The organism is Cellulomonas hominis, assembly GCF_005239125.1.
GTDB classification, from domain to species: Bacteria; Actinomycetota; Actinomycetes; order Actinomycetales; family Cellulomonadaceae; genus Cellulomonas; species Cellulomonas hominis_A.
The window spans coordinates 1-20,335 of sequence record NZ_SZYE01000027.1 but is presented as its reverse complement, the minus strand read 5'-3'; the positions used below and the strand labels follow the sequence as shown (position 1 = coordinate 20,335).

The window sequence follows — 20,335 nt, the reverse complement described above, 5'->3', positions numbered from 1 at the left end:
TCCGGGGACGAGTCGTCAGGCCAGGGTGACCAGGTCCAGGTAGGACGGGTTCCACAGGTCCTCGTCGCCGTCGGGCAGCAGCACGACCCGCTCCGGGTCGAGCGCCTCCACGGCCCCCTCGTCGTGGCTGACCAGCACCACCGCGCCGGTGTAGCCGCGCAGCGCCGCCAGGATCTCCTCGCGGCTGGCCGGGTCGAGGTTGTTGGTGGGCTCGTCGAGCAGCAGCACGTTCGCCGACGACACGACCAGTGCCGCGAGCGCCAGGCGGGTCTTCTCGCCGCCGGACAGCACCCGCGCCGGCTTGTCCGCGTCGTCGCCCGAGAACAGGAACGACCCGAGCACCGACCGCACCTGGGTGTCGGTCAGGTCCGGCGCGGAGGACCGGAGGTTCTCCACCACGGTGCGGTCCATGTCGAGCGTCTCGTGCTCCTGGGCGTAGTAGCCGAGCTTGAGGCCGTGGCCCGGCTTCACCTCGCCGGTGTCCGACTCCTGCAGGCCGGCGAGCATCCGCAGCAGCGTGGTCTTGCCGGCGCCGTTGAGGCCGAGCACGACGACGCGCGAACCCCGGTCGATCGCCAGGTCGACCCCGGCGAACACCTCCTGCGAGCCGTACGACTTCGACAGGTCGGACGCCGTCAGCGGGGTGCGCCCGCACGGGGCGGGCTCGGGGAACCGCAGCCTGGCCACCCGGTCGGACGCCCGGACCTCGTCGAGGCCGGACAGCATCCGCTCGGCGCGCCGCGCCATGTTCTGCGCGGCGACCGCCTTGGTGGCCTTCGCGCGCATCTTGTCCGCCTGCGCGAGCAGCGCGCCGGCCTTCTTCTCCGCGTTGGCCCGCTCGCGACGACGGCGCTTCTCGTCCGTCTCCCGCTGCAGCACGTACGCGTCCCAGCCCAGGTTGTACTGGTCGAGCTCGCCGCGGTTCGCGTCCAGGTGGAACACCTTGTTCACGGTCGCGCGCAGCAGCTCCACGTCGTGGCTGATGACCACGAAGCCGCCCGGGTACGTCTTGAGGTAGTCGCGCAGCCACGCGATCGAGTCGGCGTCGAGGTGGTTCGTCGGCTCGTCGAGCAGCAGCGTGTCGTTGCCGGAGAACAGGATGCGCGCCAGCTCGACGCGGCGGCGCTGGCCGCCGGACAGGGTGCTGAGCGGCTGGCCGAGCACGCGGTCGTCCAGGCCGAGGTTCGCGGTGATCCGGTGCGCCTCGCTCTCCGCCGCGTACCCGCCGCCGGCGACGAACCGCGCCTCCAGCTTGGGGTAGCGCTCCATCGCGGCCTCGCGCACCGCGTCGTCCGTCGACGCCATCAGGCCCTCGGTCTCGCGCATCTGCGCGATGATCCGGTCCAGGCCGCGGGCGGACAGCACCCGGTTCATCGCCAGGTCCGACAGGTCGCCCGACCGCGGGTCCTGGGGCAGGTAGCCGATGTCGCCGCTGCGGGTGATCTGCCCGCCGGTGGGCAGCGTCTCCCCCGCCAGCGTCTTGGTCAGGGTGGTCTTGCCGGCGCCGTTGCGGCCGACGAGGCCGATCCGGTCGCCCGGCGCCACCCGGAAGGTCGCCTCGGAGAGCAGCACGCGGGCCCCCACGCGCAGCTCGACGCCCTGAACGGTGATCACTCGGTTTCCTGCTCCCTCGTTGTCGTGCACGCACGCGGTCGATGCCGCGCGCCCCGTCGCGGGCCGGCACAAACGCCGCCCATCCTACGAGTCCCAGCGCCCGGACCCCGACCGGAATTCCGCGACCCCGGCCACCCCCGGCCCGACACCGGCGCCGAGTTCGCCGGTTGCGCGCGAGTTCGCCGGTTGCGCGGGGGTCTGCGGCGCGGAACCGGCGAACTCGGGCGCCCAGGGGGTGCGGAACCCGACAGGGGCGCCCGGGCAGCGTTGGGGTTCCCCGCACGACCCGGCGTGTCGGCGCGGCACTAGCGTGGCGTGCGGCGACCGCGCCCCGCGCGGCACGCCGCTCCCCCGCCAGCCGCAACCCCGCGAGGTCCGATGTCCGAGCACCGCCCCGACGCCGTCCCCGCCGCCGACGCCGCCCCGGCCCCCGTGGTCCGCGCGTCGGTCGCCACGGACGTCGCGCTGATCGCCACGTTCGCCGCCTTCGTCGCCGTGTGCGCCGTGCTGCCCGCGATCCCGACCGGCGGCGCGGTCCCCATCACGCTGCAGACGTTCGGCGTCGTCCTCACCGGTCTGGTGCTCGGCCCGCGCCGCGGGGCGCTGGCCCTGCTGCTGTACGTCGCCGTCGGCCTCGCGGGCGTGCCGGTGTTCTCGGGCGCGACCGGCGGGCTCGGCGTGCTGGCGTCGCCGTCGGCGGGGTACCTGCTCGCGTTCCCGGCGGCCGCCGCGATCGCCGGCGGGTTCGGGCTGCTCGCGCGCCGCGCGCCGGGCCGGTGGCGGGTGCCGGCGCTGTTCGGCGCGGGCGCCGCCGCCTCGCTGCTCGTGGTGCACCCGCTGGGCATCGCGGTCATGGGCTGGCGGCTCGGGCTGTCCGCGGGAGAGGCGGTCGCAGCCGGTGCCGTCTTCCTGCCCGGCGACGTGATCAAGAACGCGCTCGCCGCGGTGGTCGCCGCCGCCGCGCTGCGCGCCTTCCCGGACCTGCTGCGCGGCCGGTGATCGAGCTCGACGGCGCGGTCGTCACCGCGTACTCCCCGGGCGAGGCGCGCCGCGGTGCCGCCGAGCGGGTCGTCACCCTGCTCGGCCCCGTGACGGCCACGCTGACCGAGCGCCGGATCGCCGTCGTCGGCGCCAACGGCTCGGGCAAGTCGACGCTCGCCCGGCTGCTGAACGGTCTGACGCTCCCGGCGGCGGGTGCCGTCCGGGTCGACGGGCTCGACACCGCGCGGGACGGCGCCGCCGTGCGCCGCCGGGTGGGCTTCCTGTTCACCGACCCCGACGCCCAGGTCGTCATGCCCACCGGGGTCGAGGACGTCGCGCTGTCCCTGCGCCGCCTCGGCGTGCCGGCCCGCGAGCGCGACTCCCGGGCCCGGGAGGCGCTCGCCCGGGTGGGGCTGGCGTCCCGCGCCGACCTGCCCGTGCGCGCGCTGTCCGGCGGCCAGCGGCAGCTGCTCGCGCTGGCCGCGGTGCTCGCCACCGAGCCGGCGGTGCTGGTCTGCGACGAGCCCACCACCCTGCTCGACCTCCGCTGGCGCCGGGTGGTCGACACCCTGCTCGCCGATCTCCCGCAGCAGGTGGTCCAGGTGACGCACGACCTGGACGCCGCCGCGCGCGCGGACCGGGTGCTGGTGGTCGACGGCGGCCGGGTGGTGCACGACGGCCGACCCGGGCCGGCGCTCGACGCCTACCGGTCGCTGATGGCGGTCGAGCCCGCGTGACGCTGCTCGGCGCGCACCGCACCGCCCGCACCCCGCTGGACCAGGCCCCGGTCGGCGCGAAGCTCGCGGGCCTGGCGCTGCTCGGCGTGGCGGTCGTGGCGACCCGGGGCGCGCCGGCGTCCCTCGCGCTGCTCGGGCTCGCGGTCGCCGCGGCCGTCGTCGCCGCCCTCCCCCCGCGCGCGACCCTCCGCGGGCTGCTGCCGGTGCTCGTCACGGCGCTGCTGGCCGGCGCCTACCAGGCGTGGGCCCGCGGCTGGGGCCCGGCCGTCGAGGTGGTGGCCGACCTGCTCACGCTGGTGCTCGGCGCCGCCGTGGTGACCGCCACGACGCCCGCCGACCGGCTGCTCGACGCCCTCGCGGCCGCGGCCCGGCCGCTGCGCCGCCTCGGCGTCCCCCCGGACCTGGTCGCGCTGGCGGTCGCGCTCGTCCTGCGCTCGGTGCCGGAGATCGCCCGCACGGTGCACGAGGTCCGCGACGCCGCGCGCGCCCGCGGGGTCGAGCGGGACCCGCGGGTGTGGCTGACCCCGGCCGTGCTCCGCGTCGTCGGGCGGGCACGCGACCTGGGCGAGGCGCTGGCGGCCCGCGGCATCGTGGACTGAGCGCCCCTCGCCGGGCGGACCGCCGCCCCCCGGGCTACCGTCCCCGGCATGACGTTCCAGGAGGGCGGCCGGTTCGAGGGCGGCCGCGTGCAGTCCCGCAGCGGCGGACGCGGCCGCGGCATCGCGGTCGGCGGCGGCCTCGGCACGCTCGTGCTGGTGGTGGTGGTCACGCTCCTCGGCGGCAACCCGGCGCAGCTGCTGTCCGGCGGTGACGGCGGCACGTCCGGCGGCGCCCAGGAGCAGGTCGCGCAGATCGGCGACTGCACCGCCGAGCAGGCCAACGCCGAGCGCGAGTGCCGGCTGTCGGCGACGGTCCAGGCGCTCGACGCGTACTGGCAGCGCACCCTGCCGGAGCTGGCCCAGGACCCGGACGTCGAGCCCGCCGTGGTGTCGTTCCAGGGCGCGACCGAGACCGGCTGCGGCAGCGCCTCGGCGTCGACCGGGCCGTTCTACTGCCCGCCGGACCGCACCATCTACCTCGACCTGTCGTTCTACGACCTGCTCGCCTCGCAGTACGGCGCGCAGGGCGGCCCGCTGGCCGAGATGTACGTCGTCGCGCACGAGTACGGGCACCACATCCAGCAGCTCACCGGCGTCTTCGACCGCGCGGACCGGTCCGGGACCGGCGACGACTCCGACTCGGTGCGGGTGGAGCTGCAGGCCGACTGCTACGCGGGGATGTGGGCCGGCGACGCCGCCACGACGGTCGACCCGGACACCGGCGTCACGTTCCTCGAGCCGATCACGGAGGAGCAGCTCGCGGAGGCCCTGTCCGCCGCGGCGGCGGTCGGCGACGACCACATCCAGCAGCAGGCCGCGGGCGGTGTGGATCCGGACACCTGGACGCACGGCTCCAGCGAGCAGCGCAAGCGCTGGTTCACGACCGGCTACCGCGACGGCACCATCGAGTCCTGCGACACCTTCGCGGCCGCCTCGCTCTGAGGGCTCAGATGTTGAAGCCCAGCGCCCGCATCATCGCGCGGCCGTCCTCGGTGATCTTCTCCGGGCCCCACGGCGGCATCCACACCCAGTTGATCCGCACCGAGTCGACCAGCCCCTCGAGGGAGCTACCGGCCTGGTCCTCGATGACGTCCGTCAGCGGGCACGCCGCCGAGGTGAGCGTCATGTCGATGACCACGTTCCGGCCCTGCTCGATCGCGATGCCGTAGACCAGGCCGAGGTCGACGACGTTGACGCCGAGCTCGGGGTCGATGACGTCGCGCAGCGCCTCCTCGACGTCGGCGGCGTTCACCGGCGCCGGCGCGGCACCGTCCTGCTGCGGGGACACCGTGGTGTCGCTCATCGACCCTCCTCGGGGTTCGTGGTCGTCGCGGCGGCCTGCGCCACCGCGTCCTTCATGGCGGCCCAGCCGAGCAGGGCGCACTTGATGCGGGCGGGGTACCGGGCGACGCCGACGAACGCGACGGCGTCCTCCATCTCCTCGGCGAGCCCGTCGCCCTCGAACCTCTCCGGCAGCACGCCGCGGGAGTCCATCAGCTCACGGAAGTCGTCGGACAGCGCGAGCGCGTGCTCGACGGACCCCCCGGCGACGGCCTGCGACATGACCGAGGCGGAGGCCTGGGAGATCGAGCAGCCCTGCCCGGTCCAGGTGAGCTCGCCGATGACCGGCGCGCCCGACGCGTCCGCGTCCAGGCGCACGCGCAGCGTCACCTCGTCCCCGCAGGTGGGGTTCACGTGGTGGACCTCGACGTCGTACGCGTCCTGCGCCCCGCGGTGGGCGGGGTGCTTGGCGTGGTCGAGGATCAGCTGCTGGTACAGCTGCTCCATGCCGGTGCTCATGCGGTGCGGCTCTCGCTCTCTCGGGTGCGTCGTGGTCCCAGTATCAGTCGGACAGTCCGAAGAACGCCCGGACCCCCGCCAGTGCTTCCCGGAACACCGCGATCTCCTCGTCCGTCGTGTAGACGGCGGCCGACGCGCGGGCGGTCGCGGCCACGCCGAACCGGCGGTGCAGCGGCTGCGCGCAGTGGTGCCCGACCCGCACGGCGACGCCGCGGTCGTCCAGCACCTGGCCGACGTCGTGCGCGTGCACGCCGTCCACGACGAACGACACGGTCGCGAGGCGGTCGACGTTCTCGGTGGGCCCGAGGACCCGGACGCCCGGCACGGACGCCACGGCGTCGAGCAGCAGCCCCGCGAGGTGCCGCTCGTGCGCGGCGACCGCGTCCATGCCGAGCTCGCCCAGGTAGGTCGCCGCGGCGCCCATGCCGACGGCCTGGGACACCATCTGCGTGCCGGCCTCGAACCGGCGCGGCGGCGGCGCGTAGGTGGTCTGCTCCATGGTCACGACCTCGACCATCGACCCGCCGGTGGTGACCGGCGGCATGGCCTCGAGCAGCTCGCGGCGGCCGTACAGCGCGCCGACGCCGGTGGGGCCGAGCATCTTGTGCCCGGAGAACGCGGCGAAGTCGACGCCCAGCGCGGCCAGGTCGACCGGCAGGTGCGGCACGCTCTGGCACGCGTCGAGCACGGTGAGCGCGCCGACCTCGCGCGCGCGGGCGACGAACGGCGCGACCGGCGTGATCGCGCCGGTGACGTTGGAGGCGTGCGTGAACGCCAGCACCCTGGTCCGGTCGGTCACGACGGTGCCGAGGTCCTCGACCCGGATGCGCCCGTCGTCGGACACGCCCAGCCAGCGCAGCGTGGCGCCGGTGCGGGCCGCCAGCTCCTGCCACGGGACCAGGTTCGCGTGGTGCTCGGCCTCGGTGACGACGATCTCGTCGCCGGGCGCCAGCGCGAACCGGCGGGCGGCGTCGCCGCCGCGGCCGAGCGTCGCGTTCGACATCGCGTAGGCCACCAGGTTGAGCCCGGCGGTGGCGTTCGACGTCCACACCAGCTCGTCGTCGGCGACGCCCACGAACGAGGCGACCTGGTGCCGGGCGCTCTCGAACGCGTCGGTGGCCTCCTCGGCCAGCTGGTGCGCGCCGCGGTGCACGGCGGCGTTCCGCTGCGTGTAGAAGTCCTGCTCGGCGTCGAGCACGACCTCGGGCTTCTGCGAGGTCGCCCCGGAGTCGAGGTAGACCAGCGGCCGGCCGTCGCGCACGGTCCGCTGCAGCAGGGGGAAGTCCGCGCGCACGGCGGCCAGCTCGGCGGCGTCCAGCGTCCGCCCCTGGCCGTCCTGCGGGGCCCGGTCCAGCGTGTCGGTCATCTCGGTGTCCTCGTCGTCGTGCGTCGCGCGGTGCCCGGTCGCCCACCGGGGGTGCGGGGTCCCGGGTCGGCGGCGGTCCGCCGCCGACCCGGGGTGCCCGCGGGGTCGGGTCCGTCCGTCAGGCGGAGGCGCCCGAGGTCAGGAACCGGTCGTAGCCCTCGTTCTCGAGGCGCTCGGCGAGCTCGGGCCCGCCCTCCTCGGCGATCCGGCCGTCGACGAACACGTGCACGAAGTCCGGCTGGATGTACCGCAGGATGCGCGTGTAGTGCGTGATGAGCAGGACGCCGACGTCGGTCGACTCCTTGGCCCGGTTCACGCCCTCGGAGACGATGCGCAGCGCGTCGACGTCGAGGCCGGAGTCGGTCTCGTCGAGGATCGCGAACTGCGGCTTCAGCAGCTCCATCTGCAAGATCTCGTGGCGCTTCTTCTCGCCGCCGGAGAAGCCCTCGTTGACCGAGCGCTCGGCGAACGCGGAGTCCATGCGCAGGCGCTGCATGGCGCCGTCCACGTCCTTGATCCAGGTGCGGAGCGCGGGCGCCTCGCCGTCGATCGCGGTCTTGGCGGTGCGCAGGAAGTTCGACACCGAGACGCCGGGGACCTCGACCGGGTACTGCATGGCGAGGAACAGACCGGCGCGGGCGCGCTCGTCGGCCGACATCGTGACGAGGTCCTGGCCGTCGAGCGTGACGGTGCCGGAGGTGATCTCGTACTTCGGGTGCCCGGCGAGCGAGTAGGCCAGCGTGGACTTGCCGGAGCCGTTCGGGCCCATGATGGCGTGCGTCTCGCCGCTGTTGATGGTCAGGTCGACGCCGCGGAGGATCGGCTTCGGACCCTCCTTCGTCTCGACGCTGACGTGCAGGTCGCGGATCTCCAGGGTGGGCATGGGGTTCTCCTCGGAAGGCTCAGGCAGCGCCGTCGACGTCGACGAGCACGCGCTCGCCGTCGACGGTCAGGGGGTAGACGGGGACGGGGCGGACGGCCGGGGGGCCCAGCGGCTCGCCGGTGCGCAGGTCGAACCGCGACCCGTGCAGCCAGCACTCCACGGTGCAGCCCTCGACCTCGCCGTCGGACAGCGAGACCGCCCCGTGCGAGCAGATGTCGCTGATGGCGTGCAGCGCGCCGTCCTCGTCGCGGACGACCGCGACCTCGACGACGCCCGAGGGCCCCTCGAGCTCGACGCGGAACGCGCCGGCCTCGGGGACGTCGGAGGTCATGCACGCGAGCTGTGCGCTCATGCGGGCTCGTCCGCGGAGGCGACGGAGGCGGGCTCGTTCAGGATCGCGCGCTCGGCGTCGGTCTCGTCCGTGACGTCGGAGGCGAGGTCGCCGCCGGCGACGGCCGTCGCGCCCTGGAACTCGGTCATCGACTGGGCGAGCTCCGCCTCGATCGCGGAGATGAGCCGCTCCTCGATCTCCGGCACGCCGATCTGGTGGATCAGCTCGGCGAAGAAGCCGCGGACGACCAGGCGGCGGGCGTCCGTCTCCGGGATGCCGCGCGAGCGCAGGTAGAACAGCTGCTCGTCGTCGAACCGGCCGGTGGCGCTGGCGTGGCCCGCGCCCTCGATCAGGCCCGTCTCGATCTCGAGGTTCGGCACCGAGTCCGCGCGGGCCCCGTCCGTCAGGACCAGGTTCCGGTTGAGCTCGTAGGTGTCGGTGCCCTCGGCCTCCTTGCGGATCAGCACGTCGCCGACCCACACGGTGTGCGCGCCCTCGCCCTGCAGCGCGCCCTTGTAGGTCACGCGGGACTTGCAGTTCGGGACCGCGTGGTCGACGAACAGCCGCTGCTCCTGGTGCTGGCCGGCGTCGGCGAAGTACACGCCGAGCATCTCGACCGAGCCGCCCTCCCCCGCGAACTCCGCGTCGGGGGTGAGCCGCACGACGTCGCCGCCGAGGGTGACCACGATGTGCTTGACCGTGGCGTCGCGGCCGAGCTTCACGCGGTGCGCCGCGTTGTGCACGGCGCCCTCGGCCCAGTCCTGCACGGACACGACGGTCAGGTGCGCGCCGTCCTCCGCCACGACCTCGACGGTCTCGGTCAGCAGCGCCGACCCGACGTGGTCGATGACGACCGTCGCCTGCGACATCGGCTTGGCGTGCACGAGCAGGTGGCTGCCGGTCGGCTCCAGCTGGCCCTCGACGCCCTCGACGCGGACCGAGGTCACCGTCGACGCGACGGCCTCCTGCGGCACCGTGACGACCGTGGCGCGCGGGAACGAGGCCCACGCCACGGCGGCGGCCCGGTCGCCCGGCTTCCCCGCGAGGCCCAGGCGGGCGTCGTCGCGGTCCACGATCTCGACCTCGACCTCGGGCGCGTTCACGACCGTGGTGAGGACGCCGTGACCCGTGAGCCGGCCCGTCTCCGGGGCGAACAGCGGGGCCAGCCGGTCGACCGGCGAGAACCGCCACTCCTCCTCGCGGCCGTTCGGCACCGTGAAGTCCGCGACCTCGAACGAGGTGGCGCGGGCCGCACGGGACGACTCCGGGACGGGGGCGACGCCGTGGCTGTGCGCCTCGTCGGCCGTCGCGCGGGAGTGGTCGGTGGAGAGACCGGGGGTCTCGGGTGTGGTGGTCGACATCAGCCGACGGCCCCTTCCATCTGCAGCTCGATCAGGCGGTTCAGCTCGAGGGCGTACTCCATGGGGAGCTCGCGCGCGATGGGCTCGACGAACCCGCGCACGATCATCGCCATGGCCTCGGTCTCGGTCATGCCGCGGGACATCAGGTAGAACAGCTGGTCCTCGCTCACGCGGGACACCGTCGCCTCGTGGCCCATCGACACGTCGTCCTCGCGGACGTCGACGTACGGGTACGTGTCCGAGCGGGAGATCTGGTCGACCAGCAGCGCGTCGCAGAGCACGTTGGACGCGGAGTGGCTGGCGCCCTCGAGCACCTGCACCAGGCCGCGGTACGACGTGCGGCCGCCGCCGCGGGCCACCGACTTCGACACGATCGACGAGGACGTGTGCGGCGCGGCGTGCACCATCTTGCAGCCGGCGTCCTGGTGCTGCCCCTCGCCCGCGAAGGCGATGGACAGCGTCTCGCCGCGGGCGTGCTCGCCCAGCAGGTAGATCGCCGGGTACTTCATGGTGACCTTGGAGCCGATGTTGCCGTCGACCCACTCCATCGTCGCGCCCTCGGCCGCGGTCGCCCGCTTGGTCACGAGGTTGTAGACGTTGTTCGACCAGTTCTGGATGGTCGTGTACCGCACGCGGGCGTTCTTCTTCACGATGATCTCGACGACCGCGGAGTGCAGCGAGTCCGACTGGTAGATCGGCGCGGTGCAGCCCTCGACGTAGTGCACGTACGAGCCCTCGTCCGCGATGATCAGCGTCCGCTCGAACTGGCCCATGTTCTCGGTGTTGATCCGGAAGTAGGCCTGCAGCGGGATCTCGACGTGCACGCCCGGCGGCACGTAGACGAACGAGCCGCCCGACCACACGGCGGTGTTCAGCGACGCGAACTTGTTGTCGCCCGGCGGGATGACCGAGCCGAAGTACTGCTCGAACAGCTCCGGGTACTCGCGCAGGCCGGTGTCGGTGTCGACGAAGATGACGCCCTGGGCCTCCAGGTCCTCGCGGATCTGGTGGTAGACGACCTCGGACTCGTACTGCGCGGCGACGCCGGCGACCAGGCGCTGCTTCTCGGCCTCCGGGATGCCCAGGCGGTCGTAGGTGTTCTTGATGTCCTCCGGGAGCTCCTCCCAGGACGTCGCCTGCTTCTCCGTCGACCGCACGAAGTACTTGATGTTGTCGAAGTCGATGCCCGACAGGTCCGCGCCCCACCAGGGCATCGGCTTCTTGTCGAACAGGCGCAGCGCCTTGAGGCGGGTCTTCAGCATCCACTCGGGCTCGTTCTTCAGCGCCGAGATGTTGCGCACGACCTGCTCGGAGAGGCCGCGCTGGGCGGTGGCGCCCGCCTCGTCGGCGTCGTGCCAGCCGTAGCCGTAGTTGCCGATCGAGGCGATGGCCTCGTCCTGGCTCATCGGCTCGGCCGCAGCCGGGCGGCCGGGGTCCGTCGTCGTCATCTCATCGTCCTTCCGCGGGTGCACGGGGGTCGGGGTTCGGGGGCTCAGGGTCGGTCGGTGCCGGTCGTGGACCGGCGCACCGGCACGATCGGGATGTTCGTGGTGCAGACGTGGCCGCCGCGGGCCAGCGTCGCGAGCCGCTGCACGTGCACGCCGAGCATGCGGGAGAAGGCGTGCGCCTCCGCCTCGCACAGCTCGGGGAACTCGCGCGCGACGTCCTGCACCGGGCAGTGGCCCTGGCACAGCTGGATGGCGTGGCCGCCCGGCACCGGGCGCGCCGTGGCGGCGAACCCGTCGACCGCGAGGCCGTCGGCGAGCACCTGCGCCCGGCGGGCCGGGTCGTCGCCCGCCTCCGCGAGCGCGTCGGCGTGCCGGACCTCGAGGTCGCGGACGCGCTTCTCGGCGAAGCTGCGCACCGCGTCCGCGCCGCCGATCTCGGCGACGAACCGCAGCGCCTGCGACGCGAGCTCGGAGTACTGCTGGGAGAGCGCGGCCTGGCCGGCCGCGGTGACGACGTACCGCTTGGCGGGCCGGCCGCGGCGGGCGGGCCCGACGGCGCCGCCGTCGTGGACCCCGATCTGCTGCTCGCCCTCGAGCACCGCGAGGTGCCGGCGCACGGCGGCGGCGGTCAGGTCGAGCTCGGCGGCCAGCTCGGCGGCGGACACCGGGCCGTCGGCCGCGATCAGGTCGAGCACCCGGCGGCGGGTCCCGGCCTCGGCCTCGGACTCGTGCTCCGCGGGGCGGGCGGCGGGGCGCCCGGTCGCGTCGGTGGCCTCGGTGACGCAGTCGGCCTCCGGCGCGGCGGCGGTCCCCGGCGTGCTCGCGCTCATGGCACACACCTCCGGTTCGCTGCTGCACGGCTGGGTCGCGGGGCGGACCGCGGTGGTGGCGGCCGGTCCCGCAGAGCCCCGACGAGGGCTCCCGATATCGGCAACATCCTTGTTGCCGAAATAAGTCCTGGCAAGCAAGGTCAGCCTCACCACCCCGCACCAGGGGCCGCGCCCCCTACACTCGCGGGGTGCTCGGCCAGTCCCCCTCCCCAGCCGCCGTCGAGGTGCGCGGGCTCGTGAAGCGGTACGACGGCCGCGCCGTCGTCGACGGGCTCGACCTGCACGCCTCCCCCGGACGGGTGACGGCGGTGCTCGGCCCGAACGGCGCGGGCAAGACCACCACCGTGGAGTGCTGCGAGGGCCTGCGCGCCCCGGACGGGGGCACCGTCCGCGTGCTCGGGCTCGACCCGGTCGCCGACGCCGCCGCGCTGCGCCCCCGGGTCGGCGTGATGCTGCAGGACGCGGGGCTGCCGACCGGCGTGCCCGCGCTCGGCGTGCTCCGGCACGTCGCCGAGATGTACGCCCGGCCCCGGGACGTCGGGGAGCTCGCCGAGCGGCTCGGCCTGACCCCGTTCGCCCGGACCACCGTGCGCCGGTTGTCCGGCGGCCAGCGGCAGCGGCTCGCGCTCGCGACCGCGGTGGTCGGCCGCCCGGACGTCGTGTTCCTCGACGAGCCGTCCGCCGGGATGGACCCGCAGGCGCGGCGCGCCGTGTGGTCGCTCGTCGAGGAGCTGCGCTCCGACGGGGTGGCCGTGCTGCTGACGACCCACCTGATGGACGAGGCGGAGGCCCTCGCCGACGAGGTCGCCGTCGTCGACCACGGGCGCGTCATCGCGCACGGGTCGGTGCCGGCGCTGCTCGCCGGGGCCGACTCCTCGACGCTGACCTTCCGGGCCGCACCGGGCCTCGACCTCGCCGCGCTGGGCGCCGCGCTGACCCCGGCCGACGCCGCGACGCGCACCGCGGTGGCCGAGACGGGCCCCGGGGCCTACGCCGTCGACTCCCCCGCCAGCCCCGCGCTGGTGGCCGCGCTCGCCGCGTGGTGCGCGGACCGCGACGTGCTGCTGGCCCGGGTGGACGTCGGGCGCCGCACCCTCGAGGACGTGTTCCTCGACCTCACCGGACGGAACCTGCGATGACCGCGCCCACCGCCGCCGACGCCCTCGACCGCGCCGCGCCCGCCGGGCGCCGGGTGCGGGCCCAGGCCCGGTTCGAGACCCTGGCGGTGCTGCGCAACGGCGAGCAGCTGCTCGTCACCCTGATCATCCCGGTGGTCGCGCTGATCGCCCTGGGGCGGGGGTCGTTCCTCGACATCGGCGTCGGCGACGCGGAGCGGATCGACGTCGTCACCCCCGGCGTGCTCGGCCTGGCCGTCATGGCGGGCTCGCTGACCTCCCAGGCGATCGCGACCGCGTTCGACCGGCGCAACGGGGTGCTGCGGCTGCTCGCGACGACACCCCTCGGACGGGGCGGGCTGCTCGCCGGCAAGGCGCTGGCCGTGCTCGCGGTCGCCGCGCTGCAGGTGGTCGTGGTGTCCGTGACCGGCCTCGCCCTCGGTTGGCGGCCCGAGCCGGCCGGGCTGCCCGGCGCGGTGCTCGCGCTGCTGCTCGGCGTCGCGGCGTTCACGGCGCTGGCGCTGCTGCTCGCGGGCACGCTGCGCGCGGAGGCGGTGCTGGCGGTGGCGAACCTGCTGCTGGTGGTGCTGGCGGTCGTCGGCGGCCTGGTGCTGCCGGTGGCCGACCTGCCCGGGTGGTGGGCGTCCGTCGCGGAGTGGCTGCCGCCCGGCGCGCTGGGCGAGGCGCTGCGCGGGTCGCTGGTCGACGGGGCGTTCCCGGCCGCGCACCTGGCGGCGCTCGCCGCGTGGGCGCTGGTGCTGGCCGCCGCGGTGCGCCGCTGGTTCCGCTGGTCGTCCTGACGCCCGCCGCAGGGGCGGGACGCGTGACCAAGACCTCGTGAGCGCGCGCACGAGCGAGTCGCGCCGGACCGTAGGCTGGTCGCCGTGAGCCCCGACGTCGCCGCCGCCCCCGTCAGCCCCGCGCCCACCCGGTTCGCGGCGTGGCGGGAGCGCCTGACCTACCCCGTCCTGGTGGCGAACCTGGTGGCGCAGATCGGCATCGTCGTCACCGGCGGCGCCGTCCGGCTCACGGGCTCCGGCCTCGGCTGCTCGACGTGGCCGCAGTGCGAGCCGGGGCAGTTCACCGCCGCGTTCCACCCGGAGACGACCTACCACCAGTACGTCGAGTTCGGGAACCGCACCCTGACCGGCGTGCTCGGCGTGATCGCGGTGGCCGTCGCGCTCCTGGTCTGGTTCGACCGCGACCGGTCGGCCGCCTACCGCTGGCTCGGCCTCGCGCCGCTGGCCGGCGTCGTCACGCAGGCGCTCATCGGCGGCGTGGTCGTCCTGCTGCACCTGCACCCGGCCTGGGTGAGCCTGCACTTCCTGGTCTCGATGGCGCTGGTCGCGGCCTCGACGCTGCTCGTGCACCGCAGCCGCGAGGGCGACGGGCCGCGGATCCCCGTGGTCGGGCCGTGGTCCCGGCGGCTCGCACCCGTCCTCGCCGTGCTGGTGGGCGTCGTCCTCACGCTCGGCGTCGTCACCACGGGCGCCGGGCCGCACTCGGGCGACGAGGAGGTCGGCTACCGGATCGCCGTCGACCCGTACCTCATGGCCCGCGTGCACGCCGCCTCCGTGTGGCTGTTCCTCGCCGTGCTCGGCGTGCTGCTCTGGCTGAACCGGCGCGGGCCGCGCCTGCTGCGCCGCCGCGGCTGGGTGATGGTCGGGCTCGTCGCGCTGCAGGGCGTCATCGGGTACGTGCAGGTCGCCACCGACCTGCCGATCCTGCTCGTGCTGCTGCACATGCTCGGCGCGGCGCTGCTCGCCGCCGGCACGACGCGGTACCTGCTGACGTTCCGCACGCGCGCCTGACGGACGTCAGCCGGCCGCCAGCAGCGGCACCCCCGCGTCCGCGAGCGCCCGCGCCGCCGGGTCGGCCGGGTCGACGTCCGTGACGACCCCGGCGACCTCGTCGAGCGGCAGCACCCGGAACGGCGACGCGGCCCCGATCTTCTCCGCGCTGGCGAGCACGTAGGTGTCCCCCGCACGCCGGGCCAGCGCCCGCTTGGTCGCGGCCTCCTCGGCGTCGCCGGTGGTCAGGCCCGCTTCCGGGTGCACGCCGGTGACGCCGAGCAGGAAGACGTCCGCCCACACGCCGGCGGCCGCCTCGGCGAGCATCGCACCGGATGCCACGACCGAGTGCTTGAACAGCCGGCCACCCAGCACCAGCACCTCGACCGTCGGGTGCTCGGCGAGCGCCGCGGCCACCGTCGGGCTGTGCGTCACGACCGTGGCCCGCAGGTCGGGCGGCAGCGCCCGGGCGACCGCGAGCGCCGTGGTCCCGCCGTCGAGGATCGCGGTGCTGCCCGGGCGGACCAGCTCCGCCGCGCGGCGGGCCACCCGGTCCTTGTTCTCGACGGCGACCGTCCGCCGGCCCGCGTAGTCGGCGACCGCGGGCGACACGGGCAGCGCGCCCCCGTACACCCGCTGGCAGAGTCCCGCGGCGGCCATCTCGCGCAGGTCGCGGCGCACGGTGTCCTCGGACAGCCCGAGCCGCTCGGCGGCGTCCTTGGCCACCACGCGCCCCTCGGCGCGCAGCACGCGCAGCAGCTCGTCCCGTCGCTGTGCCGGCAGCATCCGCGTCTCCTCGTCGTCGCCCGGTGTTTCTCGGTAGTGCCTAGTGTTGCACGGTCGTGCACGTTATGGTGGCCGTCATGACCGCACAGCTGATCCTCATCGCCGGCCCCTACCAGTCCGGGACGGGTGGCGACCCCGCCGCCATGGCCGCCAACCTCCGCCGTCTCGAGGAGGCCGCCTGGCCGATCTTCGAGCGCGGGCACGTGCCGATGATCGGCGAGTGGGTCGCGCTGCCCGTCCTCGCGAGCATGGGCGCCGACGGCCCGACCGACCCGCGCGCCCAGGACGTGCTCTACCCCACCGCCGAGCGGCTGCTCGCCCGCTGCGACGCGGTGCTCCGGCTGCCCGGCGAGTCGACGGGCGCGGACAACGACGTGGCGATCGCGCGGCGGCGCGGCCTCCCGGTGTACACGTCGGTCGAGGACATCCCGCGGGCCGCCTGACGCGCGCCGAGCGGCGGGGCCGGGCGGCGCGCTTCCGGGCCGCGCCGCCCGCCATGCGGACGACCGCCGGGCGGGCGGCCACCGGGACGTACGCTCCCGGCATGGATCCGATGAGCAACCGGGGCTGCGCCCCGCGCCGGGGGCCCGGGGCCTGACCCCGGCACGACCGACGCTCGCGTCGGCGTGCCGCGCAGGCACCCGACCACCGCCCGCCGCACCGGCGGGCCGTCCCGCTGAGGACCCCCATGCTCTCGTTCCCCCTCGGCGCGCGCCCGCGCGCCCTCACCGCCGCCGCCTTCGTGCTGGTCGGCTCCGCGTCCGTGCAGGTCTCGGCCGCGCTCGCCTCGACCGCGTTCGGCTCCCTCGGCACGCTCGCCGTGTCCGGCTACCGGATGACGGCCGCCGCGCTCGTCCTGCTCCTGCTCACCCGCCCCGCGCTGCGCGGACGGGACCGGCGGGCGTGGGCCGGCATCGCCCTGTACGGCGTCGCGATGGCCGCGATGAACGTGCTGTTCTACGCCGCGCTCGACCGCATCCCCCTCGGCGTCGCCGTGACCCTGGAGTTCTGCGGGCCGCTCGCCGTCGCGGCGGTCGCGTCCGCCGGACGCTCCCGGCTGCTGCCGTTCGTGGCGCTCGCCGGTGTGGTGCTGGTCGTCGGCGCCCCGACCGGCGGGCTCGACCCCGTCGGCGTCGGGCTCGGCCTCGGGGCGGCCGCGGCGTTCGGCGGCTACACCGTGCTCGCCGGGCGCGTCAGCTCCGGGTCCGGCGGGCTCGGCGACCTCGCCCTGTCGGTCGCGGTCGGCGCCCTGCTGCTGTCGCCGTCCCAGGTCGCGCAGGCACCGGCGCTCGAGGGCGGCCACCTCGCCCCGCTCGTCCTGTCCGGGCTGATCGGCGTGGCCCTGGCGTTCTCGCTCGACTTCCAGGCCGCGCGGCTGGCGGGCACGCGGGTGGTGGGCACGCTGTTCGCGGTCGACCCGGCGATGGCGGCGCTGGTAGGGGCGGTCGCGCTCGGCGACCGGCTGCCCGTCGCGTCGCTCGGCGGGATCGCCCTGGTGGTGCTGGCGGGCGCGGGCGCGGTCTGGTCGGCGGGCCGTCGGGACCGGGCCCCGGCCGCGGCCCGCGACCCGCTGGGCTGACCCGCGGCGGCGCCCGTCCCGCCGGCCGGGCGCCGCGCCGGGGGCGTTGGGCCATCCGGGTGATCCTGCGCAGTCGCCGGGACGCGCCTGCCCCGGCGTGACCTGCGCCGGGACCCCGTCCGGGGGGCCGACCACGCCACCCCGCCCGACGACCGGCAGCTCATCCACCAGTCCGGAACGCGCTCCGTGCCGAACGGACGGGTGAGCGCCCGCGGCAGCCGACCGGGGGACGCGACCCGCCCCCGCAGCATCGGAGCCCCCCATGACCGCCCTCGACGACACCCCCCGGACCGCGACCACCCTGCTGGGCGAGCCCCTCAGCCCCCGGGAGCGCGTCGTGCTCGCGGAGCTGGTGGAGGACGTCACGCTCGAGCACATCGCCCGCACGCTGTTCGTCTCGCGCAACACGGTGAAGACCCAGGTGCGCTCGATCTACCGCAAGATCGGCGCGTCCACCCGCGCGGAGGCGGCGGCCTGGGCGGTGGCCGCCGGGCTGCACCGGACGGCACCGCGCCCCTGACCTGCGCCGCCGCGCCGGGCTCACCGCCCCCCGTGATCGAGGCCTGCCGACCCCCTTCTGGTGTGTCGTAGGTCACATCTACGCTCGCCCCATGGAACACGCGATCGAGGCCCACGGGCTCGTGAAGCGCTACAAGGGCGTCACCGCCCTCGACGGCGTCGACCTCACGGTGCCGGCCGGCACCGTCCTCGGCCTGCTCGGCCCCAACGGGGCCGGCAAGACCACCATCGTCCGCGTCCTGTCCACGCTGCTGCGGCCCGACGCCGGCAGCGCGCGGGTCATGGGCGTCGACGTGCTCGACCGGCCGGCCGAGGTCCGGCGGCGCATCGGCCTGTCGGGCCAGTACGCCGCCGTGGACGAGTACCTGTCGGGCTACGAGAACCTGGACATGATCGGCCGGCTGTACCACCTGGGCGCCCGCCGGTCCCGCGAGCGGGCGCGCGAGCTGCTCGCGTCGTTCCGGCTGGAGGACGCGGCGGACCGGCCGACCAAGACGTACTCGGGCGGCATGCGGCGCCGGCTCGACCTGGCGGGCGCGCTCGTCGCCGACCCGCCCGTGATCTTCCTCGACGAGCCCACGACCGGCCTCGACCCGCGCGGGCGCACCGAGATGTGGGAGGTCATCCAGACCCTGGTCGCCGGGGGCACCACGCTGCTGCTGACCACCCAGTACCTGGAGGAGGCCGACGTGCTCGCGGACGAGATCGTCGTCATCGACCACGGCCGGATCATCGCGCAGGGCACCGCGGACCAGCTCAAGCGCCAGGTCGGCGGCGAGCGTCTCGAGCTCACCGTCGCCGACGTGACGCTGCTCGCGCACGTCGAGGAGGTGCTCGCCCCGCTCGGCGTCGGGCGGCCCTCCGTGGACGACGGCCGGCGGTCGTTCGTCATGCCGGTGTCCGGCGGGCCCGAGGTGCTGAGCGAGGCGCTGCGGCGGCTCGACGAGCGTCAGGTCCGGCTGGAGGACGTCGGCCTGCGCCGCCCGACCCTGGACGACGTGTTCCTCGCCCTGACCGGCAAGACCGCCGAGCAGGACGGCAGCCCCGAGAAGCAGGGAGGCGCGTGATGGCGGTCCCGAACGTGCTGGCCGACGCGTCCGTCGTCGCCAAGCGGAACATCATCAAGATCAAGCGGGTGCCCGACCTGCTGGTCTTCACCACCCTGTCGCCCATCATGTTCGTCCTGCTGTTCTCCTACGTGTTCGGCGGGGCGATCGACCAGGAGGAGGGCGGCCAGGCGTACCGGGAGTTCCTGATCGCCGGGATCTTCGCCCAGACCGTCATCTTCGGGGCGACGGTCACGGGGGCGGCGCTCGCCGAGGACCTGAAGAAGGGCATCCTCGACCGGTTCCGGTCGCTGCCGATGGCCCCCTCGGCCGTCCTGACCGGGCGGACGTTCTCCGACGTCGTCAACAACGTCATCGTCCTCGTCGTGATGGGCCTGACGGGCCTCGTGGTCGGCTGGCGGATCCGGTCCTCCTGGCTGGAGGCGCTGGCGGGGTTCGGCCTGCTGCTGGTGTTCGCCTACGCCATCAGCTGGATCATGGCGTGGATCGGCATGCTGGTGCCGAGCCCGGAGGTGGTGAACAACGCGTCGTTCATCGTGATCTTCCCGCTGACGTTCGTGGCCAACACGTTCGTCCCGCTCGACACCCTGCCGGCCCCGCTGCAGACGTTCGCCGAGTGGAACCCGGTGTCGGCGGTGACCCAGGCCGCGCGCGAGCTGTTCGGGAACATCCCGCCCGGCACGCCCGAGCCCACCGCGTGGCCGCTGCAGCACCCGGAGGTCTACACGCTCATCTGGTCGGCGCTCTTCCTCGTCGTGTTCGTGCCGCTCGCCAACGCGCAGTACCGGGTGTCGACCAGCCGCTGAGCCCGTGGGCGGACCGCGCCGCGGACCGGGTCCGACCGCGGGTGGATGCCCGCGCCCCGCGCCGCTGGCACCGTGGCCCCGGGTCGCCGGGCAGGCCGGCGTGCCCGCCCTCGAGAAGAGCAGGTCGCGCCGTGTTCCGCCAGGTCCCCGTCCTCCCCGTCGTCGTCCCGCTGGCCGCGGCCGCTCTCGCGGTGCTGCTGGCCGTCCTGGCCCGCCGCGGGCGGCTCACCGCGCCCCGGGCCGCCGTCGCCGTCGCGCTCTGCGTCTACGGGGCGGGCGTCGTGGCGAACACCGTGTTCCCGATCTTCCTGGACAAGCCGGCCGCGGACGCGCCGTGGGACGCCCACCTGGCGCTCGTGCCGCTCGTCGACTACGAGGTCGCCGACGCGCTCATGAACGTCGCCGTCTTCGTGCCCCTCGGGGTGCTGGTGCCGCTGCTCCTCGCGCGGTCGTCGTGGCCGCGCGTCGTGCTGGTGGCGGTGGGGGTCGGCCTCGGCATCGAGGTCAGCCAGCTGATCACGGCCCGCCTCCTCGGCGGCGGGCACCTCGCGGATGTGAACGACCTGCTGTTCAACGTCCTGGGCGGGGCGCTCGGCTACGGCCTGCTCCGCGCCGGCACGCGCGTCCCGCGGGCCGCGGCCCTGGTCGACCGGTTCCGCTGGTCCGACCCGGCGCCCGCCGGCCCCCACGCCGGCGGTCCGCGCGCCGCGGGTCCGGCCGTCG

General features: G+C 75.1%; 23 protein-coding genes. 13 read left to right on the top strand and 10 right to left on the bottom strand.

All coding sequences use genetic code 11. From position 1 onward, the window contains the following. Nucleotides 1-15: 15 nt before the first annotated feature. Nucleotides 16-1,614, bottom strand: coding sequence for an ABC-F family ATP-binding cassette domain-containing protein (locus FA014_RS05735; protein WP_154728741.1), 1,599 nt, complete (start codon nt 1,612-1,614; stop codon nt 16-18). A 378-nt stretch (nt 1,615-1,992) separates the two neighbouring features. Here FA014_RS05735 and FA014_RS19890 point away from each other — a divergent pair, with 378 nt between their 5' ends. The 4 genes from FA014_RS19890 to ypfJ are packed head-to-tail and all read left to right on the top strand — an operon-like array spanning nt 1,993 to nt 4,873. Further along, the gene (locus FA014_RS19890) at nt 1,993-2,613 is read left to right on the top strand and encodes a biotin transporter BioY (protein WP_195969176.1); all 621 of its coding nucleotides are present in this window, start codon (nt 1,993-1,995) and stop codon (nt 2,611-2,613) included. Next, the gene (locus FA014_RS19885; RefSeq protein ID WP_195969175.1) at nt 2,610-3,332 is read left to right on the top strand and encodes an energy-coupling factor ABC transporter ATP-binding protein; all 723 of its coding nucleotides are present in this window, start codon (nt 2,610-2,612) and stop codon (nt 3,330-3,332) included. The genes FA014_RS19890 and FA014_RS19885 overlap by 4 nt, the downstream gene beginning before the upstream one ends. Further along, nucleotides 3,329-3,931, top strand: a complete 603-nt coding sequence (locus tag FA014_RS05725; protein ID WP_230322902.1) for a CbiQ family ECF transporter T component — start codon at nt 3,329-3,331, stop codon at nt 3,929-3,931. Before FA014_RS19885 ends, FA014_RS05725 begins: the two co-directional genes overlap by 4 nt. A 48-nt stretch (nt 3,932-3,979) precedes the next feature. Next, the gene (gene ypfJ, locus FA014_RS05720; protein WP_154728740.1) at nt 3,980-4,873 is read left to right on the top strand and encodes a KPN_02809 family neutral zinc metallopeptidase; all 894 of its coding nucleotides are present in this window, start codon (nt 3,980-3,982) and stop codon (nt 4,871-4,873) included. A gap of 4 nt (nt 4,874-4,877) precedes the next feature. Here the strand turns inward: ypfJ and FA014_RS05715 are convergent, their stop codons facing one another. From FA014_RS05715 to FA014_RS05680, 8 genes are all read right to left on the bottom strand, one after another. Next, the gene (locus tag FA014_RS05715) at nt 4,878-5,234 is read right to left on the bottom strand and encodes a metal-sulfur cluster assembly factor (protein WP_154728739.1); all 357 of its coding nucleotides are present in this window, start codon (nt 5,232-5,234) and stop codon (nt 4,878-4,880) included. Next, on the bottom strand, nt 5,231-5,731 hold the full coding sequence (sufU, locus tag FA014_RS05710) for a Fe-S cluster assembly sulfur transfer protein SufU (protein WP_230322901.1): 501 nt from the start codon (nt 5,729-5,731) through the stop codon (nt 5,231-5,233). Before sufU ends, FA014_RS05715 begins: the two co-directional genes overlap by 4 nt. 43 nt (nt 5,732-5,774) lie before the next feature. Then, complete coding sequence (locus tag FA014_RS05705; RefSeq protein WP_154728738.1) at nt 5,775-7,097, bottom strand: SufS family cysteine desulfurase; 1,323 nt, start codon at nt 7,095-7,097, stop codon at nt 5,775-5,777. A 118-nt stretch (nt 7,098-7,215) separates the two neighbouring features. After that, a complete protein-coding gene (sufC, locus tag FA014_RS05700) occupies nt 7,216-7,980 on the bottom strand; it encodes a Fe-S cluster assembly ATPase SufC (RefSeq protein WP_154728737.1) in 765 nt (254 codons plus the stop codon). A gap of 19 nt (nt 7,981-7,999) precedes the next feature. Next, complete coding sequence (locus FA014_RS05695; RefSeq protein ID WP_154728736.1) at nt 8,000-8,332, bottom strand: non-heme iron oxygenase ferredoxin subunit; 333 nt, start codon at nt 8,330-8,332, stop codon at nt 8,000-8,002. Further along, nucleotides 8,329-9,672, bottom strand: coding sequence for a Fe-S cluster assembly protein SufD (gene sufD, locus FA014_RS05690; protein ID WP_154728735.1), 1,344 nt, complete (start codon nt 9,670-9,672; stop codon nt 8,329-8,331). The genes FA014_RS05695 and sufD overlap by 4 nt, the downstream gene beginning before the upstream one ends. Next, nucleotides 9,672-11,078, bottom strand: coding sequence for a Fe-S cluster assembly protein SufB (sufB, locus tag FA014_RS05685; RefSeq protein WP_419178372.1), 1,407 nt, complete (start codon nt 11,076-11,078; stop codon nt 9,672-9,674). The genes sufD and sufB overlap by 1 nt, the downstream gene beginning before the upstream one ends. 86 nt (nt 11,079-11,164) lie before the next feature. After that, nucleotides 11,165-11,950 (bottom strand): helix-turn-helix transcriptional regulator, encoded by a 786-nt coding sequence (locus tag FA014_RS05680; RefSeq protein WP_154728733.1) that lies wholly within the window; start codon nt 11,948-11,950, stop codon nt 11,165-11,167. A gap of 188 nt (nt 11,951-12,138) precedes the next feature. Between FA014_RS05680 and FA014_RS05675 the strand changes: the two genes are divergently transcribed. From FA014_RS05675 to FA014_RS05665, 3 genes are all read left to right on the top strand, one after another. Then, nucleotides 12,139-13,089, top strand: coding sequence for an ABC transporter ATP-binding protein (locus tag FA014_RS05675; protein WP_230322900.1), 951 nt, complete (start codon nt 12,139-12,141; stop codon nt 13,087-13,089). Continuing rightward, a complete protein-coding gene (locus FA014_RS05670; RefSeq protein ID WP_154728732.1) occupies nt 13,086-13,865 on the top strand; it encodes an ABC transporter permease in 780 nt (259 codons plus the stop codon). The genes FA014_RS05675 and FA014_RS05670 overlap by 4 nt, the downstream gene beginning before the upstream one ends. A gap of 84 nt (nt 13,866-13,949) precedes the next feature. Next, nucleotides 13,950-14,876 (top strand): COX15/CtaA family protein, encoded by a 927-nt coding sequence (locus FA014_RS05665; protein ID WP_328288175.1) that lies wholly within the window; start codon nt 13,950-13,952, stop codon nt 14,874-14,876. A gap of 6 nt (nt 14,877-14,882) precedes the next feature. Here the strand turns inward: FA014_RS05665 and FA014_RS05660 are convergent, their stop codons facing one another. Further along, complete coding sequence (locus tag FA014_RS05660) at nt 14,883-15,641, bottom strand: DeoR/GlpR family DNA-binding transcription regulator (protein WP_154728730.1); 759 nt, start codon at nt 15,639-15,641, stop codon at nt 14,883-14,885. A gap of 77 nt (nt 15,642-15,718) precedes the next feature. On the opposite strand from FA014_RS05660, the gene FA014_RS05655 reads away from it, so the two are divergent. The 6 genes from FA014_RS05655 to FA014_RS05630 form a co-directional block, all read left to right on the top strand. Further along, nucleotides 15,719-16,084 (top strand): DUF4406 domain-containing protein, encoded by a 366-nt coding sequence (locus FA014_RS05655; RefSeq protein ID WP_154728729.1) that lies wholly within the window; start codon nt 15,719-15,721, stop codon nt 16,082-16,084. Between the two features lie 245 nt (nt 16,085-16,329). Beyond that, nucleotides 16,330-17,220 carry an EamA family transporter gene (locus FA014_RS20930; RefSeq protein ID WP_154728728.1) on the top strand — a complete coding sequence of 297 codons (891 nt, stop codon included), beginning with the start codon at nt 16,330-16,332 and terminating at the stop codon, nt 17,218-17,220. Between the two features lie 262 nt (nt 17,221-17,482). Then, a complete protein-coding gene (locus FA014_RS05645; protein WP_154728727.1) occupies nt 17,483-17,740 on the top strand; it encodes a helix-turn-helix domain-containing protein in 258 nt (85 codons plus the stop codon). Nucleotides 17,741-17,831: 91 nt separating this feature from the next. Next, entirely contained in the window at nt 17,832-18,806 is a 975-nt protein-coding gene (locus FA014_RS05640; RefSeq protein ID WP_154728726.1) for an ATP-binding cassette domain-containing protein, read from the top strand. After that, nucleotides 18,806-19,612 (top strand): ABC transporter permease, encoded by an 807-nt coding sequence (locus FA014_RS05635; protein WP_154728725.1) that lies wholly within the window; start codon nt 18,806-18,808, stop codon nt 19,610-19,612. The genes FA014_RS05640 and FA014_RS05635 overlap by 1 nt, the downstream gene beginning before the upstream one ends. Nucleotides 19,613-19,743: 131 nt before the next feature. Then, a partial coding sequence (locus FA014_RS05630; RefSeq protein ID WP_154728724.1) for a VanZ family protein occupies nt 19,744-20,335 on the top strand: 592 nt, incomplete at its 3' end.

What these genes read in the sequence shown, in the direction of transcription:
- FA014_RS19890 (WP_195969176.1), top strand. Translation starts at nt 1,993, where the DNA reads ATGTCCGAGCACCGCCCCGACGCCGTCCCCGCCGCCGACGCCGCCCCG.
- ypfJ (WP_154728740.1), top strand. Translation starts at nt 3,980, where the DNA reads ATGACGTTCCAGGAGGGCGGCCGGTTCGAGGGCGGCCGCGTGCAGTCC.
- FA014_RS05715 (WP_154728739.1), bottom strand. Translation starts at nt 5,234, where the DNA reads ATGAGCGACACCACGGTGTCCCCGCAGCAGGACGGTGCCGCGCCGGCG.
- sufU (WP_230322901.1), bottom strand. Translation starts at nt 5,731, where the DNA reads ATGAGCACCGGCATGGAGCAGCTGTACCAGCAGCTGATCCTCGACCAC.
- FA014_RS05705 (WP_154728738.1), bottom strand. Translation starts at nt 7,097, where the DNA reads ATGACCGACACGCTGGACCGGGCCCCGCAGGACGGCCAGGGGCGGACG.
- sufC (WP_154728737.1), bottom strand. Translation starts at nt 7,980, where the DNA reads ATGCCCACCCTGGAGATCCGCGACCTGCACGTCAGCGTCGAGACGAAG.
- FA014_RS05695 (WP_154728736.1), bottom strand. Translation starts at nt 8,332, where the DNA reads ATGAGCGCACAGCTCGCGTGCATGACCTCCGACGTCCCCGAGGCCGGC.
- sufD (WP_154728735.1), bottom strand. Translation starts at nt 9,672, where the DNA reads ATGTCGACCACCACACCCGAGACCCCCGGTCTCTCCACCGACCACTCC.
- sufB (WP_419178372.1), bottom strand. Translation starts at nt 11,078, where the DNA reads ATGAGCCAGGACGAGGCCATCGCCTCGATCGGCAACTACGGCTACGGC.
- FA014_RS05680 (WP_154728733.1), bottom strand. Translation starts at nt 11,950, where the DNA reads ATGAGCGCGAGCACGCCGGGGACCGCCGCCGCGCCGGAGGCCGACTGC.
- FA014_RS05670 (WP_154728732.1), top strand. Translation starts at nt 13,086, where the DNA reads ATGACCGCGCCCACCGCCGCCGACGCCCTCGACCGCGCCGCGCCCGCC.
- FA014_RS05660 (WP_154728730.1), bottom strand. Translation starts at nt 15,641, where the DNA reads ATGCTGCCGGCACAGCGACGGGACGAGCTGCTGCGCGTGCTGCGCGCC.
- FA014_RS05655 (WP_154728729.1), top strand. Translation starts at nt 15,719, where the DNA reads ATGACCGCACAGCTGATCCTCATCGCCGGCCCCTACCAGTCCGGGACG.
- FA014_RS20930 (WP_154728728.1), top strand. Translation starts at nt 16,330, where the DNA reads ATGCTCTCGTTCCCCCTCGGCGCGCGCCCGCGCGCCCTCACCGCCGCC.
- FA014_RS05645 (WP_154728727.1), top strand. Translation starts at nt 17,483, where the DNA reads ATGACCGCCCTCGACGACACCCCCCGGACCGCGACCACCCTGCTGGGC.
- FA014_RS05640 (WP_154728726.1), top strand. Translation starts at nt 17,832, where the DNA reads ATGGAACACGCGATCGAGGCCCACGGGCTCGTGAAGCGCTACAAGGGC.
- FA014_RS05635 (WP_154728725.1), top strand. Translation starts at nt 18,806, where the DNA reads ATGGCGGTCCCGAACGTGCTGGCCGACGCGTCCGTCGTCGCCAAGCGG.